Raw genomic sequence first — 18,091 nt, forward strand, 5'->3', positions numbered from 1 at the left:
TCGCGTTAGCGCGCAAGCGAACGAGTGCCGGAACGGCCCGTGACTGACGTCATGTAAGCGACGAAACCGACGAACGGCAGCAACGTACGCGCGCTTGGCGGCATCGCATCGCGATGTCTCGTCGCCGCGCGAGCGCGCGCTGTGCCGGCATCGATGCGCGCTTGCACGCGATTTGCGAATACCGAAAATCGCGGCCCGATGCCGCCGCTCCAGGCGCGCGCGAGCCAGGACCGCGGCGCCCGCCATGTCGCGATGCGACGCCTGCGCCATCGCCTGCTTGCACCGCGCGAGGGCATTGGCGTGGCGCGGGATTCTGTGCCAACCTCAGCCCCGCGGGAGGGTCCCCCAGCCGAACGGCGGGACACGGGCATCGGGGAGCGATGGCCGCGGACCGCGGACAGGGGATGCCGGCAGCGACGCGTAAACGCGGCACGACCGCGCCGCCGGCCACAAAACGGCTTAGCGACCAGGGACGGTGCGCGATGGTTCGGAAGGATCCGGATGTCTTGATGCCCGTGGCGCGTTGCGCGCCCCCTCTTCTGGCTATCGCGCTGTTGCTGGTCGCGCCGCCGCTGCGCGCGGCGCAGGCCGCCGACGACATCCACACTCTGGACCGCGAGCGGGTCAGCGCCAGCGCCCTGCCGATCACCGCCGCGGCCGCGAGCCAGCACGTGACGGTGCTGGAGCGCGCCGATCTGGATGCGTTGCAGGGACTGAGCGCGGCCGACATCCTGTCGCGCCAGGCCGGCATCGTGATCGATCGCGGCGCGGGCAGCGGCGGCTTCGGCGCGCTGTATCTGCGCGGCGCCGATCCCAGCCACGTGGTGGTCCTGATCGATCACGTGCGCCAGAACGACCCCTTGTCTTCGCGTGGCAGCGCGGTCGATCTCAATACCTTGTCCAGCGACGACATCGAACGCATCGAGATCGTCCGCGGCAACGCCAGCGTGGTCAACGCCGAAGCGATCGCGGGATTGATCCATATCTTCACCCGCCGCGCCGCGCCCGGCGCCACCCTGGGCGCCAGTGTCGGCGGCGACGGCTTGCGCGCGGCGCAGGCGTCGTGGGCAGGCACGGCCTTGCGCGCTAGCGCGACCCAGCGCGAGGAAAACGGCGAAGGCGGCGCGCGCAACCGCGTGCGCGCCGCCAACCTCGGCTGGGACGGGGCCGTGGGCGAGCGCACCCGCCTGCACGCGGCCGCGCGCTACAGCGACAGCCGCAATCTGGCCTTCCCCGACGACAGCGGCGGCGACGCGTATGCCGCGATCCGCAGCCTGGACAGCCGCCGCAGCCGCAGCCGCCAGCTGTCCTTGCGTGGCGAATACCGGCTGCGCCACGGCGGCGCGATCGAAGCGCAACTGGCGACGCTCGCGCGCGATGGCGACGAGGATACGCCGGGCGTCGCACCGGGCCTGCGCGATCCCTTCGGCCTGCCGGCGATGCGCAGCCTCGGCGACTATCGCCGCGACGAAGCCCAATTGCACTGGCTGTTGCGGGCCGGCGACGGGCTGATGTTCACCCTAGGCACGCAGTACCAGCGCGAGCGCGGCGACCTCGACAGCCTGATCGATTTCGGCGGCTTCGCGCTGCCGGCCGGCTTCTCGTTGCGCCGCAGTACCGCCAGCGCCTTCGCCGAGGCGCGTTGGCAAGCGGGGCCGTGGACCGCGCAGGGCGGCCTGCGTTACGAGCATCCCGATCGCGGCGACGACGCCACCCATCCCATGCTGTCGTTGCAGCGCGCGCTGGGCGGCGAGCACGGCGAATGGGGCCTGTCGGTCGCGCGCTCGTCCAAGCGGCCCAGCTTCTATGCGCTCGCGCATCCGCTGGTCGGAAACCCCGCGCTCAAGCCCGAGCGCGCGTTGCATCGCGAGCTCTACTACGCGACCGCGGCCGACGCACCCTGGAGCCTGCGTCTGACGCTGTTCGACGCGCGCTATCGCGACCTGATCGATTTCGACGCCGGCCCGCCGCCGCAACTGGTGAACCGGGCGCGCATCGAAACGCGCGGCCTGGAGTGGCGCGCGGGACGGCGCTACGCCAACGACTGGCGCCTGCAATTCGAAGGCAGCTGGATGCGCGTAAAGGCCTACGACGGCGACGGCGGCGAAACGCGGCTGCGCTATCGGCCGCGCGCGCAGTGGAGCGCATCCGTCGGCATGCCGCTGGGCGAGCGTCGCGAACTGTCCCTGGCGTTGCGACACCTGGGCCGACGCTACGATTCTTCGATTCCCACCGGCGAGCGCCGGCTGGACGCGACCACCACGCTGGACCTGAGCCTGCGCCAGCAATGGGGGCCGGCGCAGCTGCTGCTGGCGATCGACAACCTCGCCGACGCGCGTAGCGAGGAAACCATCGGCACCGACTCGCCCGGACGCAGACTGCGCCTGGCCCTGCGTTGGCCGCTGCAATGAACGGCAACGCGCCCATCGTATCGGCAGGCCGCGCGGCGTGGTGGCGCCTGGGGGTGTTCGCGGTCGTGTTGCTGGCCTGCGTGCTGGTGCCGTTCGCGCTGTGGGGCGATGCCCTCGACCGCGCCGCGCCGGCCTGGCTGTCCGCGCAGGACGCGCGTCTGTGGCTGGCCGCGTTGGGCATCGCGCTGCTGGTGGCCGATGTGGTGCTGCCGGTGCCGAGCAGCGTGATCGGCATGCTGCTGTGCTGGGGACTGGGGCCGTTGTGGGGCGGGCTTGCGGTCGCGACCGGTGGCCTGCTCGCGTTCGCGCTCGGCTACGCGCTGGGCCGGGTACTGCCCGAGACGCGCCTGCGTCGCTGGATCGGCGCGGCCTTGTGGGATCGCGCACGCGCGTCGGCGCGGCGCCAGGCGCTGTGGTGGATCGTCGCCGCGCGGCCGCTGCCGGTGCTGGCCGAACTCAGCGCCTTGCTGGCCGGCGTGTGGCGGGTGCCGCCGCTGGCCGCGTTCGCGCATGCGGCGCTGTCGTCCTGCGCGGTCGGTGCGCTGTACGGCGCCAGCGCCTGGCTGGGCCTGAGCGAACCGCATCCGGCCGCGATGCTGCCGACCCTACTCGCCCTGCCGGCCCTGGTGTGGCTGATCCATCGCATCCTCCTGCGCCGGCTGCTGGCCGGCGCGGGCTCCGCTGTATCCCGTGAACACGATCGAGGAGTAACGCCATGAGCAGGATCTCCGCAAGCGCAGCGTCGAGGAACAGAACAGGGGCATCGGCACGAGGCATCGCGGTCCGGTGCGCGCTGGCGCTGATGCTGGCGGCCGGCACGGCGGCGGCGTCCGGCCCCAGGATCGAGGCCGCGAAGCCGAAGCAGACGCCGGCCGAGCGCCACATCTACTACACCGGCGGCGTCCACAACGACAAAGGCTGCGTGCCCGCCTCGCGCTGCATCCATGCGCGCAAGCCCGGCGAGCCCAGCGACCCGCTGTATCCGAAGTGGTGGACCAGCGGTTGGACCATGTACCGGGTGTTCGCCAACTACGAGCAATATCCGCCGCCCTACACCTCGCCGCCGGCGGGCCTGACGCCGGGCGATTACCAGGTCTCCTACGGCGCGACCTACTACGACTCGACCTACGTGCCCGCCGACAAGGACGGCGAGGGCGCGATGATGGAGTACTACGAAAAGCAGTGCCTGCCGATCTTCCCCTCGGCCAACAACTTCACCTGCGCCTTCGTCTCGCTGGGCAACAAGGCCTACTTCCTGCGCTACGCCGACCGTCCGCCGGGCACGCCGCAGTGCTGCAAGTTCTCGCCCAAAAACCACCCGCCGCGCCTGGACTTCATCAAGCATCTGCCCTACGACGCGCAACGCAGCACCCACCTGAACGGTAGCGTGCAGGCCTATGCGCGCGAAGTGGGGCCGCAGAAGATCTTGTTCGGCTACGCGTTCTGGCGCGAGCCGACCTCCGATTATCCGATGGACGCGAACGCACCGGCCTACCGTCATCCGCAGTCGTTCTTTTTCTCGGGCTATCCCGCCGATCCGCCCAACGCGCCGATCGTGAGCCAGAACTACAGCAGCTTCCGCGCCGAGCGCCCCGATCCGGCCGCGACCTGGGACCAGGTCGCGCAGATGTGTCCGGTCGAGCCGGAGTGGTGCTGTCTGTTCGACGGCGACTGCCCGGACAAGGAGCAGGCGGGCAAGCAGAAGAAATAGCAGCCGTAGGACCGGCCGGGTTCTCGCGAACCCGAATCCCAGCAAGGACGCGGCCCGGACGCTCGGCGCCGCGATAGCCAGGAGCACACCCGATGAGTTACCTAGACGCGCCGCGCTTGCACTTCAGCGGCTGGTTCCAGGCCGACGTCTCGACCATCAACAACGACGTCCGCACGTTCCAGAACGACTCCTTCGTCCCCGAGTACCAGCAGTACAACCAGAACGGCAGCTGGAACCCCGAAGGCACCGGCATCTTCCGCTTCCTGGATTGCGCGGTGACCGGCGGCGCGCTCGCCGGCAAGACCCTGCGCGGCGCCGGCGACGATCCCGCGATCGGCATGCTGCTGGAGAACGCCGACCAGCGCGCGCCCGGCAAGCTGGTCGATCTGGACCCGCAGCAGCAGATGGTCTCGCAGATCTGGGGCATGCAGCTGCGCCTGCTGGACGCGGCGCGCAAGGCGGTGCTGCAGGGCGAGTTCAAGCCGGTCGCGTTCTGCAACCTGTGGCAACGCCAGAAGAGCGGCGTGCCCATGGATCAGAAGCTGGCGGCGAACTACCAGTCGGTGCTGGAGGACATCGCCTGGGACGCGGCCCTGGATTCGCCGCTGCTGCGCGCATTGCGCGAGGCCACCGAGGACGGTCTGCTGTCGATCGCGTTCAACGTCTACGGCTACGGTCGCGACGCCACCATCCCGCGTTACACCATGGGCCACGTGGTCGGCAGCATCGGCCCGTATCTGCGCGGCGAGCCCAAGCATTTCGTGCGCGGCCGCCAGATGATCGCGATGCCGTCCGGGCAGTCGCCGCTGGCGCCCAAAAACGGCGTCTACGATGCCCAGGGCCAGGTCGCGGCCGACTCAAGCGCGTTGACCCTGGACCTGGGCAACACCCTGCCAATCAAGAGCGCCGACAGCGGCTTCGAGGATCTCGGCCCGCTGGTGATCGGCGTATTGAGCTTCAATCCGCCGGCTGAGCTGGTCGCGGACATTCCGGCCAACTCGGTCGCGCTGATCGGCGAAGTGCCGTACCAAACGCCGGACTGGTACGCGCAGACCGCGGGCGTGATCGATTTCGACCTCAGCGCGAACCCGCGCGCGCAGAGCTTCCTACCGGCCTGCCCCTTGCTGTTGCTGTCGCCGCAGCCCTCGGGCTTCTACAAGGTGCTAATGCAGGAGTCGCTGGACGGCCAGTACCTGCGTGCCGACGACTTCGTGTTCCGCCTCGATCCGGGCGAGCGCGACCGGCTGGAGTTCTACGCCACCCGCTACGGCCAGCCGCTGGCCGGGGCCGGGATCGCGCTCAGCGCCACCGAGGGTTTCATGGGCGGTTCCGGCGGCGGCGACACGATGACGCCGCCGACGCGGCCGCATGCGGCGATTCCCGACATCGGCACGCCCACAGACGCCATCGCCTACGCCGCGACCGCGACCACCGATGCGGCCGGCCGCGCCCAGGTCGAATTGCGCGCGTCCGACGCCGGGCCGGGCCGGCCGCGCGGCTACATCGCCGGCCAGCTCTACGGCATCGGCTACCAGCTCGCCGCCCAGCCCTCGGGCTATGTCGCCAATCCGCTCAACTACGTAAGCGTGCTGGTCTACAGCAAGACCGAGCCGCCGGCGGCACCGACCTGGTACGACGACATCCAGCCCTTGTTTACCCAGTACGGCAACCTCTATCCGATCATGAGCCGCTACGTGGTCGATCTGCGCAGCTACGACTCGGTGATCACGCGCTTGAAGGCGCTGCGCCTGGCATTCTCGCTGCCGCGCCGCGATCCCAACCACATGCCGGTCACGCGCGACCTCAGCGCCGGCGACCGCGCCACCATCCTGCGCTGGCTGGACACGCCCGCGCCCGACGGCTTGCCCTTGCTCGGCAAACCGCCGCTGGCGCCCACCGTCGCCGGGACCCCCGTCGCCGCCGCCGTCGTCGCGCAGGAACCCGCGCCGGTCGATCTGGCGCCGCTGCAAAGCGCGGGCAAGTCCGCGTTCGTCCTGCAGTACCTGGCGCGCCGCAAGGCGGGGCAGGGCCAAGAACCGGGAGACACGCCATGATCCGCCTGCGTCCGGAAATCCTCAGCGGCATCCGCGCCGCCGAGACCGCGGTCGATCTGCATAAATACCTGCAGAACGCGGTCGAGCTGGAACACAGCACCATACCGCCCTACCTGACCGCGATGCTGTCGCTGCGGCCGGGCAGCAACCGCCGCATCGCCGCGATGATCCGCAGCATCATCGTGCAGGAGATGCTGCACATGAGCATCGCCGCCAACATCCTGATCGCGATCGGCGGCAGCCCGCGGATCAACACCCGCGACTTCGTGCCCAAGTACCCGGGCCCGCTGCCGATGGACATCGGCGACGGATTGCGGGTCGGCATCGAGGCGTTCTCGATGGGCCTGGTCAAGCACGTGTTCATGGCCATCGAGCAGCCCGAGGAGGAGATCCCGATCCGCCAGCGCATGCTGCAGGCCGGCACCGAACCCGAATACGCGACCATCGGCGAGTTCTACGACGCCATCCAGCAGCGCATCCGCGAACTGGGCCAGGACATCTTCGTGCACACCAGCGCGCCCCCGCAGGTGGTGAACAGCGCCTGGTTCCCGCCCGACAAGCTGTTTCCGATCGAAGGCCCGGAGTCGGCCTGCCACGCCATCGAGATCATCAAGCTGGAAGGCGAGGGCAGCTCGGTCACGCCGTTCCAGTCGCCGGGCGATCCGGCGCATTTCTATATGTTCGGATCGATCGTGGCCGGACGCGAACTGATCACCACGCCCGAGGGCTACGCCTACGCCGGCGTGCCGATCGAGTTCGACCCGTCGGCGATCTGGCCGCTGAAACCGAACTGCAAGATCGCCGACTTCGCGCCCGGCACCCAGGCGCGAAGCCGCATCGAGCAATTCGCCTATAACTACAGCGCCTTGCTCAACGCCCTGCATCAGGCCTTCAACGGCACGCCGCAGGCCTTGGATCGCGCGATCGGCCTGATGTACGACCTGCGCGTGCTGGCGGTGGCGATGATGCAGACCGATATCGGCGACGGCACGGGCCGCACTGTAGGCCCCAGCTACGAGTACATCGAAACCCAGGGGGGCATGGGATGAGCGACAGCGACGCGTCCGTGAACCGGCATCCGGTGGCGATGTTCGAGATCATCGCCCGGGACCAGGCGGCGATGCAGCGCTTCTACAGCCAAGTGTTCGGCTGGCGCTATGAGAACGGCGATGCTGGCTTCGCTTACGTGCATTTCCCGGTGCGCATGCAACCGCTGCTGGGCGGTATCGGCCAGGCCGACCCGAACACGCCCGGCTTCGAACCGGGGCACAACTTCTATCTGTTGGTCGACGATCTGCAGGCCACCATCGACGCGGCGATCGCGGCCGGCGGGCGTCAGTACATGGCGCCCGCCGACGCCGACGGCTACAGCTTCGCGATGATCCAGGACCCCGAGGGCAATCCGGTCGGTTTGATCCGGCCGTTCCAGCGCTAGCGCGATGCGGGTCGGCCGCAGCGCGCGCCGGCCCGCCGCTGAACCGACGCGTACGACGCGGCGCTGCCGCCCGCGTAGCGGCAACGCCGTGCGCGCTAGCATGCGGGCATGGATTCCCTGACTCAGATCGTGCTCGGCGCCGCGCTCAGCGCCGCCATCGCCCCGGCCGGCCATCGTCGCGCCGCCCTGCTGGCCGGCGCCGCCCTCGGCACCTTGCCGGACCTGGACGTGATACCGGTGAACCTGCTCACCGACGATCCGGTCGCGCGCATGACCTGGCACCGCAGCCTCAGCCATTCGCTGCTGGTGCTGCCGTTCGTGGCCTGGGCCGTGTGGGCCTGGTTCCGCCGTCGCGGCGGCCGCGTGGCGCAATCGCCGCGGCGTTGGTTCTGGGCGATGCAGGCGGCCTTGCTCACGCATCCCATCCTGGACGCGTTCACCGTTTACGGCACGCAGTTGCTGTGGCCGCTGACGGTGCGACCGGTCATGTGGTCCAGCATCTTCATCATCGATCCGCTCTACACCGTGTGGCTGCTGGCGGCCTGCATCTGGGCCTGGTTCGCGCGCGCGAAGGCCAGCGCGCAGCCGGCGTTGCTGTTGGGCCTGGCCTTGAGCACGCTGTACCTGGGCGGTTCGCTATGGGCCAAGCAGCGCACCGAGCGCGCCGCGCAACCGGCGTTGCTGGCGATGGGCCTGGCCGATGCGCCGCGCTTCTCGGTGCCGATGCCGTTCAACATCCTGCTGTGGCGGGTGGTGGCGATGACGCCGGAAGGCTATGTGGAGGGCGAACGTTCGCTGTACGCGGATCGCGGTCCCATGCGTTTCCAGGCTTACCGCTCCGACGTGGATGCCTATCGCCAGGTCGCGGCGTATCCGGCCGTCGCGCGTCTGGCCTGGTTCAACCACGGCTTCATGAAGGCCGAGCAACGCGACGGCCAGCTGGTGCTCAGCGATCTGCGCATGGGGCTGGAGCCGGACTACAACTTTCGCTTCGTGGTCGCCCGGCGCGGTGCCGACGGTTGGAGCGAGGTGCCCGCGCAGCAGCTGCAATGGCCGTGGCAGGCCGCCGATCGTTTGCCGGCGATGTGGACGCGCATCTGGAACGAGCCGGCGGCGGCCGTCGGCACAGCCGACGCGGGCGCGCCCTCCGCGCAATGAAGGCACACGTTGTGTGCCATTGATGTTGAGAGCGAATGCGCTTTGCGTGCGGGCGTTTTCGTGCGCGTACGTCGCAGTTGCTAGCGCCGATTCGCTGTGCTGATATGCGACCGCGACTGGGGGTCGCAGGACGCATGCGTCCTTCATGCACAGGGGAACAATATGCCGATTTTCCTACGCCGACTCGGGTTGGCGACGGGCGTCTTCATGACGCTGGCCAGCGTCGGTTGCGCCACGATCACGCGCGGCACGACGCAAGCGCTCACCATCGACAGCACGCCGATCGGCGCGACGGTCTCGCTATCCAATGGCGAGCGCTGCGAAACGCCGTGTACCTTGACCTTGAAGCGCAAGTATCCGCTCGCCGTGGAACTGTGCAAAAGCGGATTCCGTCCGGTGCTGACTCAAGTGCACAGCCAGATCGCGGGTTCGGGCGCGGCCGGCATGGCCGGTAACGTGCTCGTCGGAGGGCTGATCGGCGTGGGCGTGGACGCCGCCAGCGGCGCCACCAAGGACCTGCGTCCGAACCCGCTCGCGGTGACGCTGGTCGAGGAAACGCCCGGTTGCGCCGCGCCGAGTTTTCCAGCGGTGCCGGAGGGCGGTCAGACCCCGGAGGAATACGCCCAGAGCAAAAGCAAGGCGAAGAAGAAGCGCTGACGCCCTGGCGACAGGGTTCATGGCGGCTCGAGCGACATGCGCCGAGCCGTCGCGAAGCCCGCGATCAGGCCGCCGCGGGCAGTTGCGGCGCCACGCCGGCGATCAGCGCGTCGAAGTAGTCGCGGGTCAGGCGCAGCTGTGCGTCCGCGCTCTCGGCGCGATTGACCACGGCGCGGAACGCGGCGTTCTCGGGCCGGTCCTTGGCGTACCAGCCCAGGTGCTTGCGCGCGATGCGCACGCCCGAGACTTCGCCGTAGAACGCGTGCAAGTGTTCGAGGTGGCCGAGCAGCCAGTCGCGGATCTCGCGCAGCGACGGCTCCGCCAGCAGCTCGCCGTGGGCCAGGTAATGCGCGATCTCGCGGAAGATCCACGGCCGCCCCTGCGCCGCGCGGCCGACCATCACCGCGTCGCAACCGGTGCGCGCCAGCACCATCGCGGCCTTGTGCGGCGTATCGATATCGCCGTTGGCCAGCACCGGGATGCGCAGTTCCGCCTTGACCGCGGCGATGGTGTCGTACTCGGCGCTGCCGGTGTACTGCTGATCGCGGGTACGGCCGTGCACCGCCAGGGCCTGGATGCCCGCGGCCTGCGCGATGCGCGCGATGTTCAAGGCGTTGCGCTGATCGTGATCCCAGCCGGTGCGGATCTTGAGCGTGACCGGTACATCCACCGCCCGCACCACCGCATCCAGAATTCGGCCGACCAAGGCCTCGTCGCGCATCAGCGCCGAACCGGCCCAGGCGTTGCAGACCTTCTTGGCCGGGCAGCCCATGTTGATGTCGACGATCTGGGCGCCGTGGTCGACGTTGTGGCGCGCCGCCTCGGCCATGATCTCGGGCACGGTGCCGGCGATCTGCACGCTGATCGGCGCCGGTTCGCCGCTGTGGTCCATGCGGTGACGCGACTTGGCCGTGTTCCAGAAGCGCGCGTCGCTGGTGGTCATCTCCGACACGCACAGACCGGCGCCCAGACGCTTGCACAGCACCCGGAACGGCTTGTCGGTGACGCCGGCCATCGGCGCCAGCACCACGCGGGGATCGATGTCGTGGGGACCGATGCGCATGCGGCCATTGTAGCGGGCGCCGGGCAGCCCGCTTCGCGTGCGCTCAGGGGCCCGGCCGGCCTGAGCCGACCGGGCAGGGAACTCAGTCGGTCTGATCGTCGACCGTGGCACCCGGCGCGTTCAGCGTCACCGAGGCGATGCCGTTCTCGCGGCCGCTTTCGTCGGCGTACATCTGGCTGGTGCCGATCACCTGGCCGTTGGTGGCGGTCAGGTTGAAATAGAGCTTGGCGTTGCTGGCGGTCTTGCGGTCGTAGCGCTTGGGATCCTGGCTGTTCTTGCGCACCGACTCGATACCGGCGGTGCAGGACGCCTTGGCCGCATAGCCTTCGCTGGTCAGGATCACCTGGCCGTTGCCGGCCTTGAGCACGAACTGGAACTCGCCGTTGGAGCGTTTGCTGATCTCGAACTTGCCGGCCATCGTGTTTCCTCCTTGGAAGGGTTAGGACCCTAGTCAAGCACACTAGACCAGGCTTTGTTACCGGTCCATCGGGAGCCGGCCGCCAGGGCCACTCAGCGCCGGGCGGTGCGACGGCGCCAGAACAGGAAGCCGGTGACCAGCAGGAAGCTCGGCACCAGGCCGGTGAAGGCGACCAGCGCCTGCCAGACCCGGCCGCCGACGAAGCCGCCGTGCAAGGGATACAGGGCTTCGCTGACGCGCGCGCCGCGGTCCTGGGCGGTGGCGTCGTGCACGCCGAGCACGGCCACGCGGTAGGGGTCCAGCCAGACCACGCTGCGGCCGACGGGGTGCCATTCGCTTGCCGCGCGCATGCGGATCGAGACCAGGCCGCTGTCGGCCTTGGGCATGCCGATGCGGCGCAGTTCGGCGCCGGCCAGGCGGCCGTCGGCCGCACGCAGCACCGCCGGCCAATCGATCGCGCGTGCGCTGGCGGCCAGCTTGGGCGGCTTGCGCGCGTCTTCGCCGTCGCCGAACGCGAAACGCAGGCCGCTGCGGGCGGCGCCGTCGTAGACCATGCCGACGCCGGTCAGCACCGCCAGCAGGGTCAGCGGCAGCCACAGCACGCCGGCGCCGCGGTGCCAGCTGAACCAGCGTCGGGTCGGCGGGCCGCGGTACCAGCGCAAGCTCGCGCCGAGCGCGGACCAGCGCGGCCACCACAGGTACAGACCGCTCAACAGCAGAAACAGCGCGATCAGGCCGACCACGCCCAGCACTTGTTCGCCGGCTTTGCCGCTCAGCAGATGGGTATGCCAGTCGCGCAACCACAGCACCCAGTCGTTGCCCTTGTTGCGCACCAACAGCAGCTCGCCGCTGGCGCCGTCGAAGTAGCGGCGCTCGCCGTCGGGGAAATAGCCCTGCCATACCGGCAACTGCGCGCTCGGCAGGTCCAGCGAGCTCAGGCCCTGTGCCCGCCAGTCGGCGACGATGCGCGCGAGCGCGGCTTCGCGCTGTGCGGGCGACGGCGGCGCGTGTTCGATCAGTTGCGGATGCGACCACGCCAGCAGCTCGCGCTGGAACGCCAGCACGGTGCCCGACAGCGCGACCAGCGCGAACACCAGGCCTGCGCCGAGGCCCAGCCACAGATGCAGCCACTTCAGCGTCGCTCGCAGGCGGCGCTTGATCGGATGGGATGCCTGGCGCGACGTCATGCTGGGCTCGAATGGTGTGGGCTTGCGCTTAGAAACGGTGCGACCAGCTCGCGCTGAACACGCGCCCGCGACCGGCGACATAGGTGTCGGCGCGCGGCGTGCTCTGCGAGTGGTAGGTGATGTACTGCTCGTCGAACAGATTCTCGATGCCCAGGCTCAGGCTACCTAGCGGCAGGGCGAAACGCGCCTGCAGATCGACGGTGGTGGTGCCGTCGGCGCTGGCGACTTGCGTGCCGCGCAGGTCGAAGTCGCGGTCCAGCGAGCGGCTGCCCTGCAGGCGGGTGGAGATCGTCGGCGTCCAGCGCTGGTCCCAGAACGCGGTCACGCGGTCGGGGCTGATGTTGATGCCGGGCAGGTCGCTGTCGACGCGGTCGTCGCCGTTGCTGTCGTAGCGGCCCTTGGCGCCGGCGTAGCCCAGGCCGACGCGGCCGGCCTCGGAGAACTGCAACGCGACGTTGCCTTCGATGCCGTGGATTTCGGTGCGTTCGCGCACCACGTTGTAGCTTTGGGTGGCGGTGTCGAAAGCCAGGCGCGAGCCCAGATCGGAATCCGACCAGTACGCGGCCAAATGCGCCAGCCAGCGGCCGTTGTCGAAATCGACGCCGATCTCGCGGTTGTCCGACACCACCGGCGACAGATCCACCAGCTGGTCGACGCGCTGGTTCGGCGCGGTGATGCCGCGCAGCACGCGGCCGATGTCGGCGACGGTGTAGCCCTCGGCGTAGGAGGCGTAGAACTTCAGCGAATCGGTGGCCTCGAACACCACGCCGAAGTTCGGCAGGGTCTCGCTGGTCTTGGGCGTGCCGCCCGCGACGAAGCGGCTGCCGCCGGCGTTGGCGGGAATGGTGGTGAAGTCGTCGACCTTGAGCTTGCCGCGCTCGTAGCGCAGGCCGCCGGTCAGCATGATCTTGTCGGTGAGCCACCACTCGGCCTGCACGAACGGCGACCAGGATTCGTATTGGGTTTCCGGCACCCAGTTCATGCGCGCCACCACCAGTTCCTGATAGGTGGTGTCGCGGCCCCAGTCCAGGCCCAGGGTCACGCGCAGGCGCTGGTCGAACAGGTTGTCGCGCGACCAGCTGAACTTGCCGCCGAGCTTCTCGGACACGTTCTGCGACTGGTCCCACCAGTGGAGGTCGCGGCCGTCGCGCCAGAAGTCGCCCCAGTCGGACGCGCCGTACAGGCCGTTGAAGTCCACCCAGTACACCTGCGCCTGGAAATAGCCGCCGGCCAGCGACTTGTCGCTGTAGTCCAGCGCCACCGAGGTCGAGCGGTTGCGCGCGCCTTCGCCCTCGCGGCTGCCGCGCGCGGAGGTCGCGAGCTGGCCGGTGGCGAGGTTGCCGTTGACGGTGATGTAGTCGTTGTTGCCCTGCAGCTCGTAACGGCTGGCGGTGAGTTGCAGGCGGCGCTCGTCGTCGAGTTCCCAGCCCAACTTGGCGAACAGGTTGTGGCTGCGCGCGTCCATCAGGTCGCCCTGGATGTCGTTGACCGCGATCGCGTCGCCGTTGCCGTCGTAGTACAGGCCCTCGCTGGCGTAGGACAGGCCGCCGACGAAATCGAAGGCGCCGCTGCGGGTGCCGAACAGATAGGAGGCGCGATAGCCGGTGCTGTCGCTGCGGTTCGGCAGCGCGGTGCTGGCGCCGATGCTGACGTCCTGGAACGTTTCGCCGTCCTGGCGCGGGGCGCGCTTGGTGATGATGTTGATGATGCCGCCCGAGGCGCCCAGGCCCTGCAGCGCGTTGGCGCCGTGGATGACCTCGATGCGTTCGATCATGGCCGGATCGACGGTGTGGCCGTCGCGTCCGCCTTCGCGCAGCGGCGTGGACTGCGGCACGCCGTCCACCAGGTACAGCGGCTTGCGCCCGCGCAGGGTCTCGCCGCCGTTGGTGAGCTTCTGGCGCGAGGGCGAGAACGAGGGGATCAGGTTGGCCAGCACCTGCGAGATGTCCTGGGTGACCGCGAGTTGCTGGCGCAGCTGCTCCTGGTCGATCACGGTGATCGTGTTCGGCAGCGCGGCCTCGGAATTCGGCATGCGGCTGGTGCTGGCCGAGACGGTGACGCGGTCGAGGTCGGTGGCCGCGTCGGCGGCGTGGGCGACGGGCGCGGCGAGGGCGGCCAGCAGGGCGCTGGCGAGCAGGTGACGAGGAGGCATTACCGAGTCCGGGAACTGCAGGGGACCGCTATGATAATGCGAGTTATTCTCATTTGACAGCAGGAGGTGGGGTCGGCTGGCAGCTCGGCGTTGGCTACGGCGGGCTTTGAGACATGCGGGGGCGTTCCCGTGCGCCTGGCGTATGGCGAGGGCTGGGGCGCTTGCCAGGCGGAAAGCGGGCCGCGGCCCGCCGTGTTTACGCGCCGAAGCGCGCGCGCAGCTCGCTGTCGCGCGGCATCGCCGAGGCGGCGCCGGAGCGCTCGGTGGACAGGCCGGCGTAGCGGGTGGCGTAGGCCACGTGGTCGGCGAAGGCGGCGTCGGGCGCGCGCGCCAGGGACGCGGCCAGGGCGCCGTTGAAGGCATCGCCGGCGCCGGTGGTGTCGACCGCGCGCACCGGTGCGGCGGCGACCCGGTAACAGGCCTGCGCGTCGCCGTGCAGGCGGCCGTCGGCATGCGAGACGAAGCAGCCGGCGGAGCCCAGGGTCACCACCACGCTGCCGTGCGGCAGCAGGCGCCGGCAGTCGGCGTGCAGCTCGTCGTCGGCCAGCGCGGCCAGGCGCTCGGGATCGACCACCGCGCCGGTGTGGCGCTTGAGCTGGGCGCAGAACTCGGTTTCGTTGGGCGTGACCACGTCGGCCAGCGCCCACAGCTCCGGCGTGACCACCGCGTCGGCCGGGGCCGGATTGAGCAGGGCCAGCGCGCCGACGCCGCGCGCATGCGCGAACGCGGCCGCCACCGAGGCCGGCGGCGATTCCAGCTGCCCCAGCACCACGCGTGCCTGGGCGATGGCTTCGCGTTGCAGATCCACGAACACGGTCGACAGTTCGGCGTTGGCGCCGGGACCGATCACGATGGAATTGCGGCCGTCGCGATCGACGTAGATGCCGGCGGTGCCGGTCGGCGCGTCGCTGCGCAGGTCGCGCAGGTCGATGCCGTCGGCGGTAGCCAGCGCGCGTGCGAGCTGGCCGCCCGCGTCCTCGCCCAGCGCGCACACGAAGCTGGTGCTGGCGCCGGCGCGCGCCGAGGCGGTGGCCTGGTTGAAACCCTTGCCGCCTGGGCCGGTGTGGTACTGCCCGGCCAGGGTCTCGCCGGGTCGCGGCAGCGCCGCGACCGACCAGACGTGATCGACGTTGAAGGAACCGACGACGACGACCTTGCTCATGGTTCAGGACGAGAAGTGGGTGAGCACGCCGGCGATGGTCGCGGTCATGAAGGTCGCGATCGAACCGCCGAGCACCGCGCGCAGGCCGAAGCGGGCCAAGTCGGCGCGACGCTCGGGGGCCAGGCCGCCGATGCCGCCGATCTGGATCGCGATCGAGCTGAAGTTGGCGAAACCGCACAGGGCGTAGGTCGCGATCAGGCGGCCTTCATCGGTAAGCGACACGCCGGCGGTCTTGCCGTTGACGATGTCGGCCAGCTGCAGATAGGCGACGAACTCGTTGATGACGACCTTCTGACCGATCAGCGAACCGACCGTAGTCGCGTCCTGCCAGGGCACGCCGATCACCCAGGCCAGCGGCGCCAGCAGGTTGCCCAGCAGCGATTGCAGCGACAGTTCCGGGCGCGTGCCGAACAGCGAGAACCAACCGTCCTGCAGGCTGGGCGCAAGCCAGTAGGTGAACTGGCTATGGGCGGTGTCGTACCCACTGGGGATCATCAGATGCGAGGCCCAGACGCCGCCGATCAGGCCGTTGACCAGCGCGATCAGGGCGATGAAGGCCAGCAGCATCGCGCCGATGTTCAGCGCCAGGCGCAGGCCGTCGCCGGCGCCGGCCGCGGCGGCGTCGATGATGTTGCTGGAAGTCTTCTCCACTTCCATCTTGACCGTGCCGCGCGTCAGCGGTTCGCCGACCTCGGGGATCAGAATCTTGGCGACCACCAGGGTCGCCGGCGCGGCCATGATCGAGGCCGCGAGCAGGTGCTTGGCGTAGAACGCCTGCTGCTCCGGGTCGCCGCCGCCGAGCATGCCGACGTAGGCCGCGAGCACGCCGCCGGCGATGTGGGCCATGCCGCCGATCATCATCGTGATCAGCTCGGACTCGGTCATCTTCGGAATGTAGGGGCGCACGGTCAGCGGCGCCTCGGTCTGGCCGATGAACACGCTGGCGCAGACGCTGGTGGTCTCGGCGCCGGACACGCGCATGACCTTGGTGATCGCCCAGGCCATGCCGCGCACGATCGCCTGCATCACGTTCAAGTGGTACAGCACGCCCATCAGGGCGGCGAAGAAGATGATGGTCGGCAGCACCTGGAAGGCGAAGATGAAGCCGTAGGTGTTGATGTCCATCAGGCCGCCGAAGATGAACTTCGAGCCCTCGCCGACGAAACTCAGCACCGTCACGAAGCCATGGCCGATCCCATCGAACACGTCCTTGCCGCCCGGCACCAGCAGCACCAGCGACGCGAACGCGATCTGCAGCGACACGCCGGTCGCCACCAGCTTCCAGTCGACCCGGCGCTTGTTGTTGGAGAACAGCCACGCGATGCCGACCAGCACCGCCAAACCAAACAGGCCGAATAACACCCGGACGATCGAATCCACTCAGTTCTCCCCGAGCCGTCCGGGACCCCGGCGGCGAAATTATCGTTATTGGACCACGCCGAGCGCGGCCGCCGGCCTTTTTCGCGGCCGGAGGCGCAGCCTAGTCCACGGGTCCGCGTCGCGGCAAGCCGCGCGCCCGGTTCAGGTGTCGCGCGCGACCACGCGGTTGCGGCCCTGCTGCTTGGCCTGCTGCAGGCGGCGGTCGGCGCGGCGCAGCAGGCGCGACAGGTCCGAGCCCTCCTGCGGGTAGCCGGCCAGGCCGGCACTGAAGGTCAGGTACAGCGGCTCGGCGCCGCGGCTGGGCTCGAACGGGCGCTCGGCCAGGACCTGGCGGATCGCGTCGACCTGCTCCCAGGCCGTGCCCAGGGGCTTGCGCAGCAGCAGCACGAATTCCTCGCCGCCCAGCCGCACCAGCCATTCGGTCGAGCCGGACTGCTCGCGCAGCACCGAAACCACGTGGCGCAGGGCGCGGTCGCCGGCATGGTGGCCGTTGTCGTCGTTGATGCGCTTGAAGTGGTCCAGGTCGATCAGGGCCAGGGTCAGGCTGCCGCCGTCGTGGCGCACGGCGTCGAACAGGCGCTGGATGCGGTGCACCAGCCAGGTCCGGTTGGGCAGCCGGGTCAGGCCGTCGGTGCCGGACATCTCGATCAGGCGCTGCATGCGGTACACGACCATGGCCGTGATCAGGGCCGCCATCATCAGCAGCACCACGCGCTGGCCCTGGCCGCCGGGGGTGACCGCGCCGTAATCGCTGGAAATCAGCTGCTCCGGCGAGGACGCCAGGCCGAATACCGCCAGCACCAGCGCGGTGTATTGCACGATCGCCAGGCCGCCCGCGAACAGGGTCACGCGACCGTCGCTGCGCAGCGCGGTGAGCACGATCGACAGCAGGTAGCCGCACCACACGATCAGACTGTTGAGGCCGGCCGGCAGGTGCTGCAGGGCCAGTGCGATCAGCACCAGGGTGGTGGCGGTGACGTCGAAGGCGGCGGTCGCGAACGGCAGCCAGCGGTAGCGTCGCGGCCGCCGCGCCAGCGCCAGCCACAGCTGCGCGAACACATTGACGAAGATCGCCCCGCCCAGGCCGATCAGGGTTTCCTGGATGGTGCCGCCGCCGATCGCGTTGAGCGGCGGCAGTATCAGCAGCATCGCCGCGAGTACGGCGCGCAGGCGCGCGACCAGCAGTTCGCCGCCGGCGCCGATCTCGAGCATGATCTCGTCGGGTCGCGACAACAGCGATACCGCGATGTCGCGCAGGCGTTCGCCCGTGGCGTGCATGGTGTCTCCCCGTTGAGCCCGCCGA

At 69.5% G+C, this 18,091-nt stretch carries 15 protein-coding genes; 8 read left to right on the plus strand and 7 right to left on the minus strand.

Annotation, left to right across the window (positions count from 1 at the left end):
* The first annotated feature begins 509 nt into the window (after positions 1 to 509).
* The 8 genes from ASE43_RS11945 to ASE43_RS11980 all read left to right on the plus strand — a co-directional run bounded on the left by ASE43_RS11945 (position 510) and on the right by ASE43_RS11980 (position 9,426).
* Positions 510 to 2,411: a TonB-dependent receptor gene (locus tag ASE43_RS11945; protein WP_162258785.1), complete on the plus strand. Its 1,902-nt coding sequence runs from the start codon at positions 510 to 512 to the stop codon at positions 2,409 to 2,411.
* Positions 2,408 to 3,130 carry a VTT domain-containing protein gene (locus ASE43_RS11950; RefSeq protein ID WP_057160594.1) on the plus strand — a complete coding sequence of 241 codons (723 nt, stop codon included), beginning with the start codon at positions 2,408 to 2,410 and terminating at the stop codon, positions 3,128 to 3,130. Before ASE43_RS11945 ends, ASE43_RS11950 begins: the two co-directional genes overlap by 4 nt.
* A gap of 83 nt (positions 3,131 to 3,213) precedes the next feature.
* Entirely contained in the window at positions 3,214 to 4,122 is a 909-nt protein-coding gene (locus ASE43_RS11955) for a hypothetical protein (protein WP_057160595.1), read from the plus strand.
* Positions 4,123 to 4,214: 92 nt separating this feature from the next.
* Positions 4,215 to 6,176, plus strand: a complete 1,962-nt coding sequence (locus ASE43_RS11960; RefSeq protein WP_057160596.1) for a hypothetical protein — start codon at positions 4,215 to 4,217, stop codon at positions 6,174 to 6,176.
* Entirely contained in the window at positions 6,173 to 7,225 is a 1,053-nt protein-coding gene (locus tag ASE43_RS11965; protein WP_056179543.1) for a ferritin-like protein, read from the plus strand. Before ASE43_RS11960 ends, ASE43_RS11965 begins: the two co-directional genes overlap by 4 nt.
* Positions 7,222 to 7,611: a VOC family protein gene (locus ASE43_RS11970; protein ID WP_056179546.1), complete on the plus strand. Its 390-nt coding sequence runs from the start codon at positions 7,222 to 7,224 to the stop codon at positions 7,609 to 7,611. The genes ASE43_RS11965 and ASE43_RS11970 overlap by 4 nt, the downstream gene beginning before the upstream one ends.
* A gap of 108 nt (positions 7,612 to 7,719) precedes the next feature.
* The gene (locus ASE43_RS11975) at positions 7,720 to 8,769 is read left to right on the plus strand and encodes a metal-dependent hydrolase (protein ID WP_057160597.1); all 1,050 of its coding nucleotides are present in this window, start codon (positions 7,720 to 7,722) and stop codon (positions 8,767 to 8,769) included.
* 207 nt (positions 8,770 to 8,976) lie between these two features.
* Complete coding sequence (locus ASE43_RS11980) at positions 8,977 to 9,426, plus strand: PEGA domain-containing protein (protein WP_200943999.1); 450 nt, start codon at positions 8,977 to 8,979, stop codon at positions 9,424 to 9,426.
* A gap of 64 nt (positions 9,427 to 9,490) precedes the next feature.
* On the opposite strand, the gene dusB is transcribed toward ASE43_RS11980, so the two are convergent.
* From dusB to ASE43_RS12015, 7 genes are all read right to left on the minus strand, one after another.
* Positions 9,491 to 10,489, minus strand: coding sequence for a tRNA dihydrouridine synthase DusB (gene dusB / locus ASE43_RS11985; RefSeq protein WP_057160598.1), 999 nt, complete (start codon positions 10,487 to 10,489; stop codon positions 9,491 to 9,493).
* An 82-nt stretch (positions 10,490 to 10,571) separates the two neighbouring features.
* On the minus strand, positions 10,572 to 10,907 hold the full coding sequence (locus ASE43_RS11990; protein WP_056179558.1) for a YegP family protein: 336 nt from the start codon (positions 10,905 to 10,907) through the stop codon (positions 10,572 to 10,574).
* Positions 10,908 to 10,999: 92 nt separating this feature from the next.
* Complete coding sequence (locus ASE43_RS11995) at positions 11,000 to 12,094, minus strand: PepSY-associated TM helix domain-containing protein (RefSeq protein ID WP_057160599.1); 1,095 nt, start codon at positions 12,092 to 12,094, stop codon at positions 11,000 to 11,002.
* A 28-nt stretch (positions 12,095 to 12,122) separates the two neighbouring features.
* Positions 12,123 to 14,246 (minus strand): TonB-dependent receptor, encoded by a 2,124-nt coding sequence (locus ASE43_RS12000; RefSeq protein ID WP_057160600.1) that lies wholly within the window; start codon positions 14,244 to 14,246, stop codon positions 12,123 to 12,125.
* Between the two features lie 196 nt (positions 14,247 to 14,442).
* Positions 14,443 to 15,408 carry a ribokinase gene (locus ASE43_RS12005; protein ID WP_057160601.1) on the minus strand — a complete coding sequence of 322 codons (966 nt, stop codon included), beginning with the start codon at positions 15,406 to 15,408 and terminating at the stop codon, positions 14,443 to 14,445.
* Positions 15,409 to 15,411: 3 nt separating this feature from the next.
* The gene (locus ASE43_RS12010; RefSeq protein WP_056179571.1) at positions 15,412 to 16,788 is read right to left on the minus strand and encodes a nucleoside transporter C-terminal domain-containing protein; all 1,377 of its coding nucleotides are present in this window, start codon (positions 16,786 to 16,788) and stop codon (positions 15,412 to 15,414) included.
* A 141-nt stretch (positions 16,789 to 16,929) separates the two neighbouring features.
* Entirely contained in the window at positions 16,930 to 18,066 is a 1,137-nt protein-coding gene (locus tag ASE43_RS12015; protein ID WP_056179574.1) for a GGDEF domain-containing protein, read from the minus strand.
* Positions 18,067 to 18,091: the final 25 nt, after the last annotated feature.

This window comes from Lysobacter sp. Root983 (genome assembly GCF_001429345.1).
Classification (GTDB): domain Bacteria; phylum Pseudomonadota; class Gammaproteobacteria; order Xanthomonadales; family Xanthomonadaceae; genus Lysobacter.

What these genes read in the sequence shown, in the direction of transcription:
- ASE43_RS11945 (WP_162258785.1), top strand. Translation starts at nt 510, where the DNA reads ATGCCCGTGGCGCGTTGCGCGCCCCCTCTTCTGGCTATCGCGCTGTTG.
- ASE43_RS11950 (WP_057160594.1), top strand. Translation starts at nt 2,408, where the DNA reads ATGAACGGCAACGCGCCCATCGTATCGGCAGGCCGCGCGGCGTGGTGG.
- ASE43_RS11955 (WP_057160595.1), top strand. Translation starts at nt 3,214, where the DNA reads ATGCTGGCGGCCGGCACGGCGGCGGCGTCCGGCCCCAGGATCGAGGCC.
- ASE43_RS11960 (WP_057160596.1), top strand. Translation starts at nt 4,215, where the DNA reads ATGAGTTACCTAGACGCGCCGCGCTTGCACTTCAGCGGCTGGTTCCAG.
- ASE43_RS11965 (WP_056179543.1), top strand. Translation starts at nt 6,173, where the DNA reads ATGATCCGCCTGCGTCCGGAAATCCTCAGCGGCATCCGCGCCGCCGAG.
- ASE43_RS11970 (WP_056179546.1), top strand. Translation starts at nt 7,222, where the DNA reads ATGAGCGACAGCGACGCGTCCGTGAACCGGCATCCGGTGGCGATGTTC.
- ASE43_RS11975 (WP_057160597.1), top strand. Translation starts at nt 7,720, where the DNA reads ATGGATTCCCTGACTCAGATCGTGCTCGGCGCCGCGCTCAGCGCCGCC.
- ASE43_RS11980 (WP_200943999.1), top strand. Translation starts at nt 8,977, where the DNA reads ATGACGCTGGCCAGCGTCGGTTGCGCCACGATCACGCGCGGCACGACG.
- dusB (WP_057160598.1), bottom strand. Translation starts at nt 10,489, where the DNA reads ATGCGCATCGGTCCCCACGACATCGATCCCCGCGTGGTGCTGGCGCCG.
- ASE43_RS11990 (WP_056179558.1), bottom strand. Translation starts at nt 10,907, where the DNA reads ATGGCCGGCAAGTTCGAGATCAGCAAACGCTCCAACGGCGAGTTCCAG.
- ASE43_RS11995 (WP_057160599.1), bottom strand. Translation starts at nt 12,094, where the DNA reads ATGACGTCGCGCCAGGCATCCCATCCGATCAAGCGCCGCCTGCGAGCG.
- ASE43_RS12000 (WP_057160600.1), bottom strand. Translation starts at nt 14,246, where the DNA reads ATGCCTCCTCGTCACCTGCTCGCCAGCGCCCTGCTGGCCGCCCTCGCC.
- ASE43_RS12005 (WP_057160601.1), bottom strand. Translation starts at nt 15,408, where the DNA reads ATGAGCAAGGTCGTCGTCGTCGGTTCCTTCAACGTCGATCACGTCTGG.
- ASE43_RS12015 (WP_056179574.1), bottom strand. Translation starts at nt 18,066, where the DNA reads ATGCACGCCACGGGCGAACGCCTGCGCGACATCGCGGTATCGCTGTTG.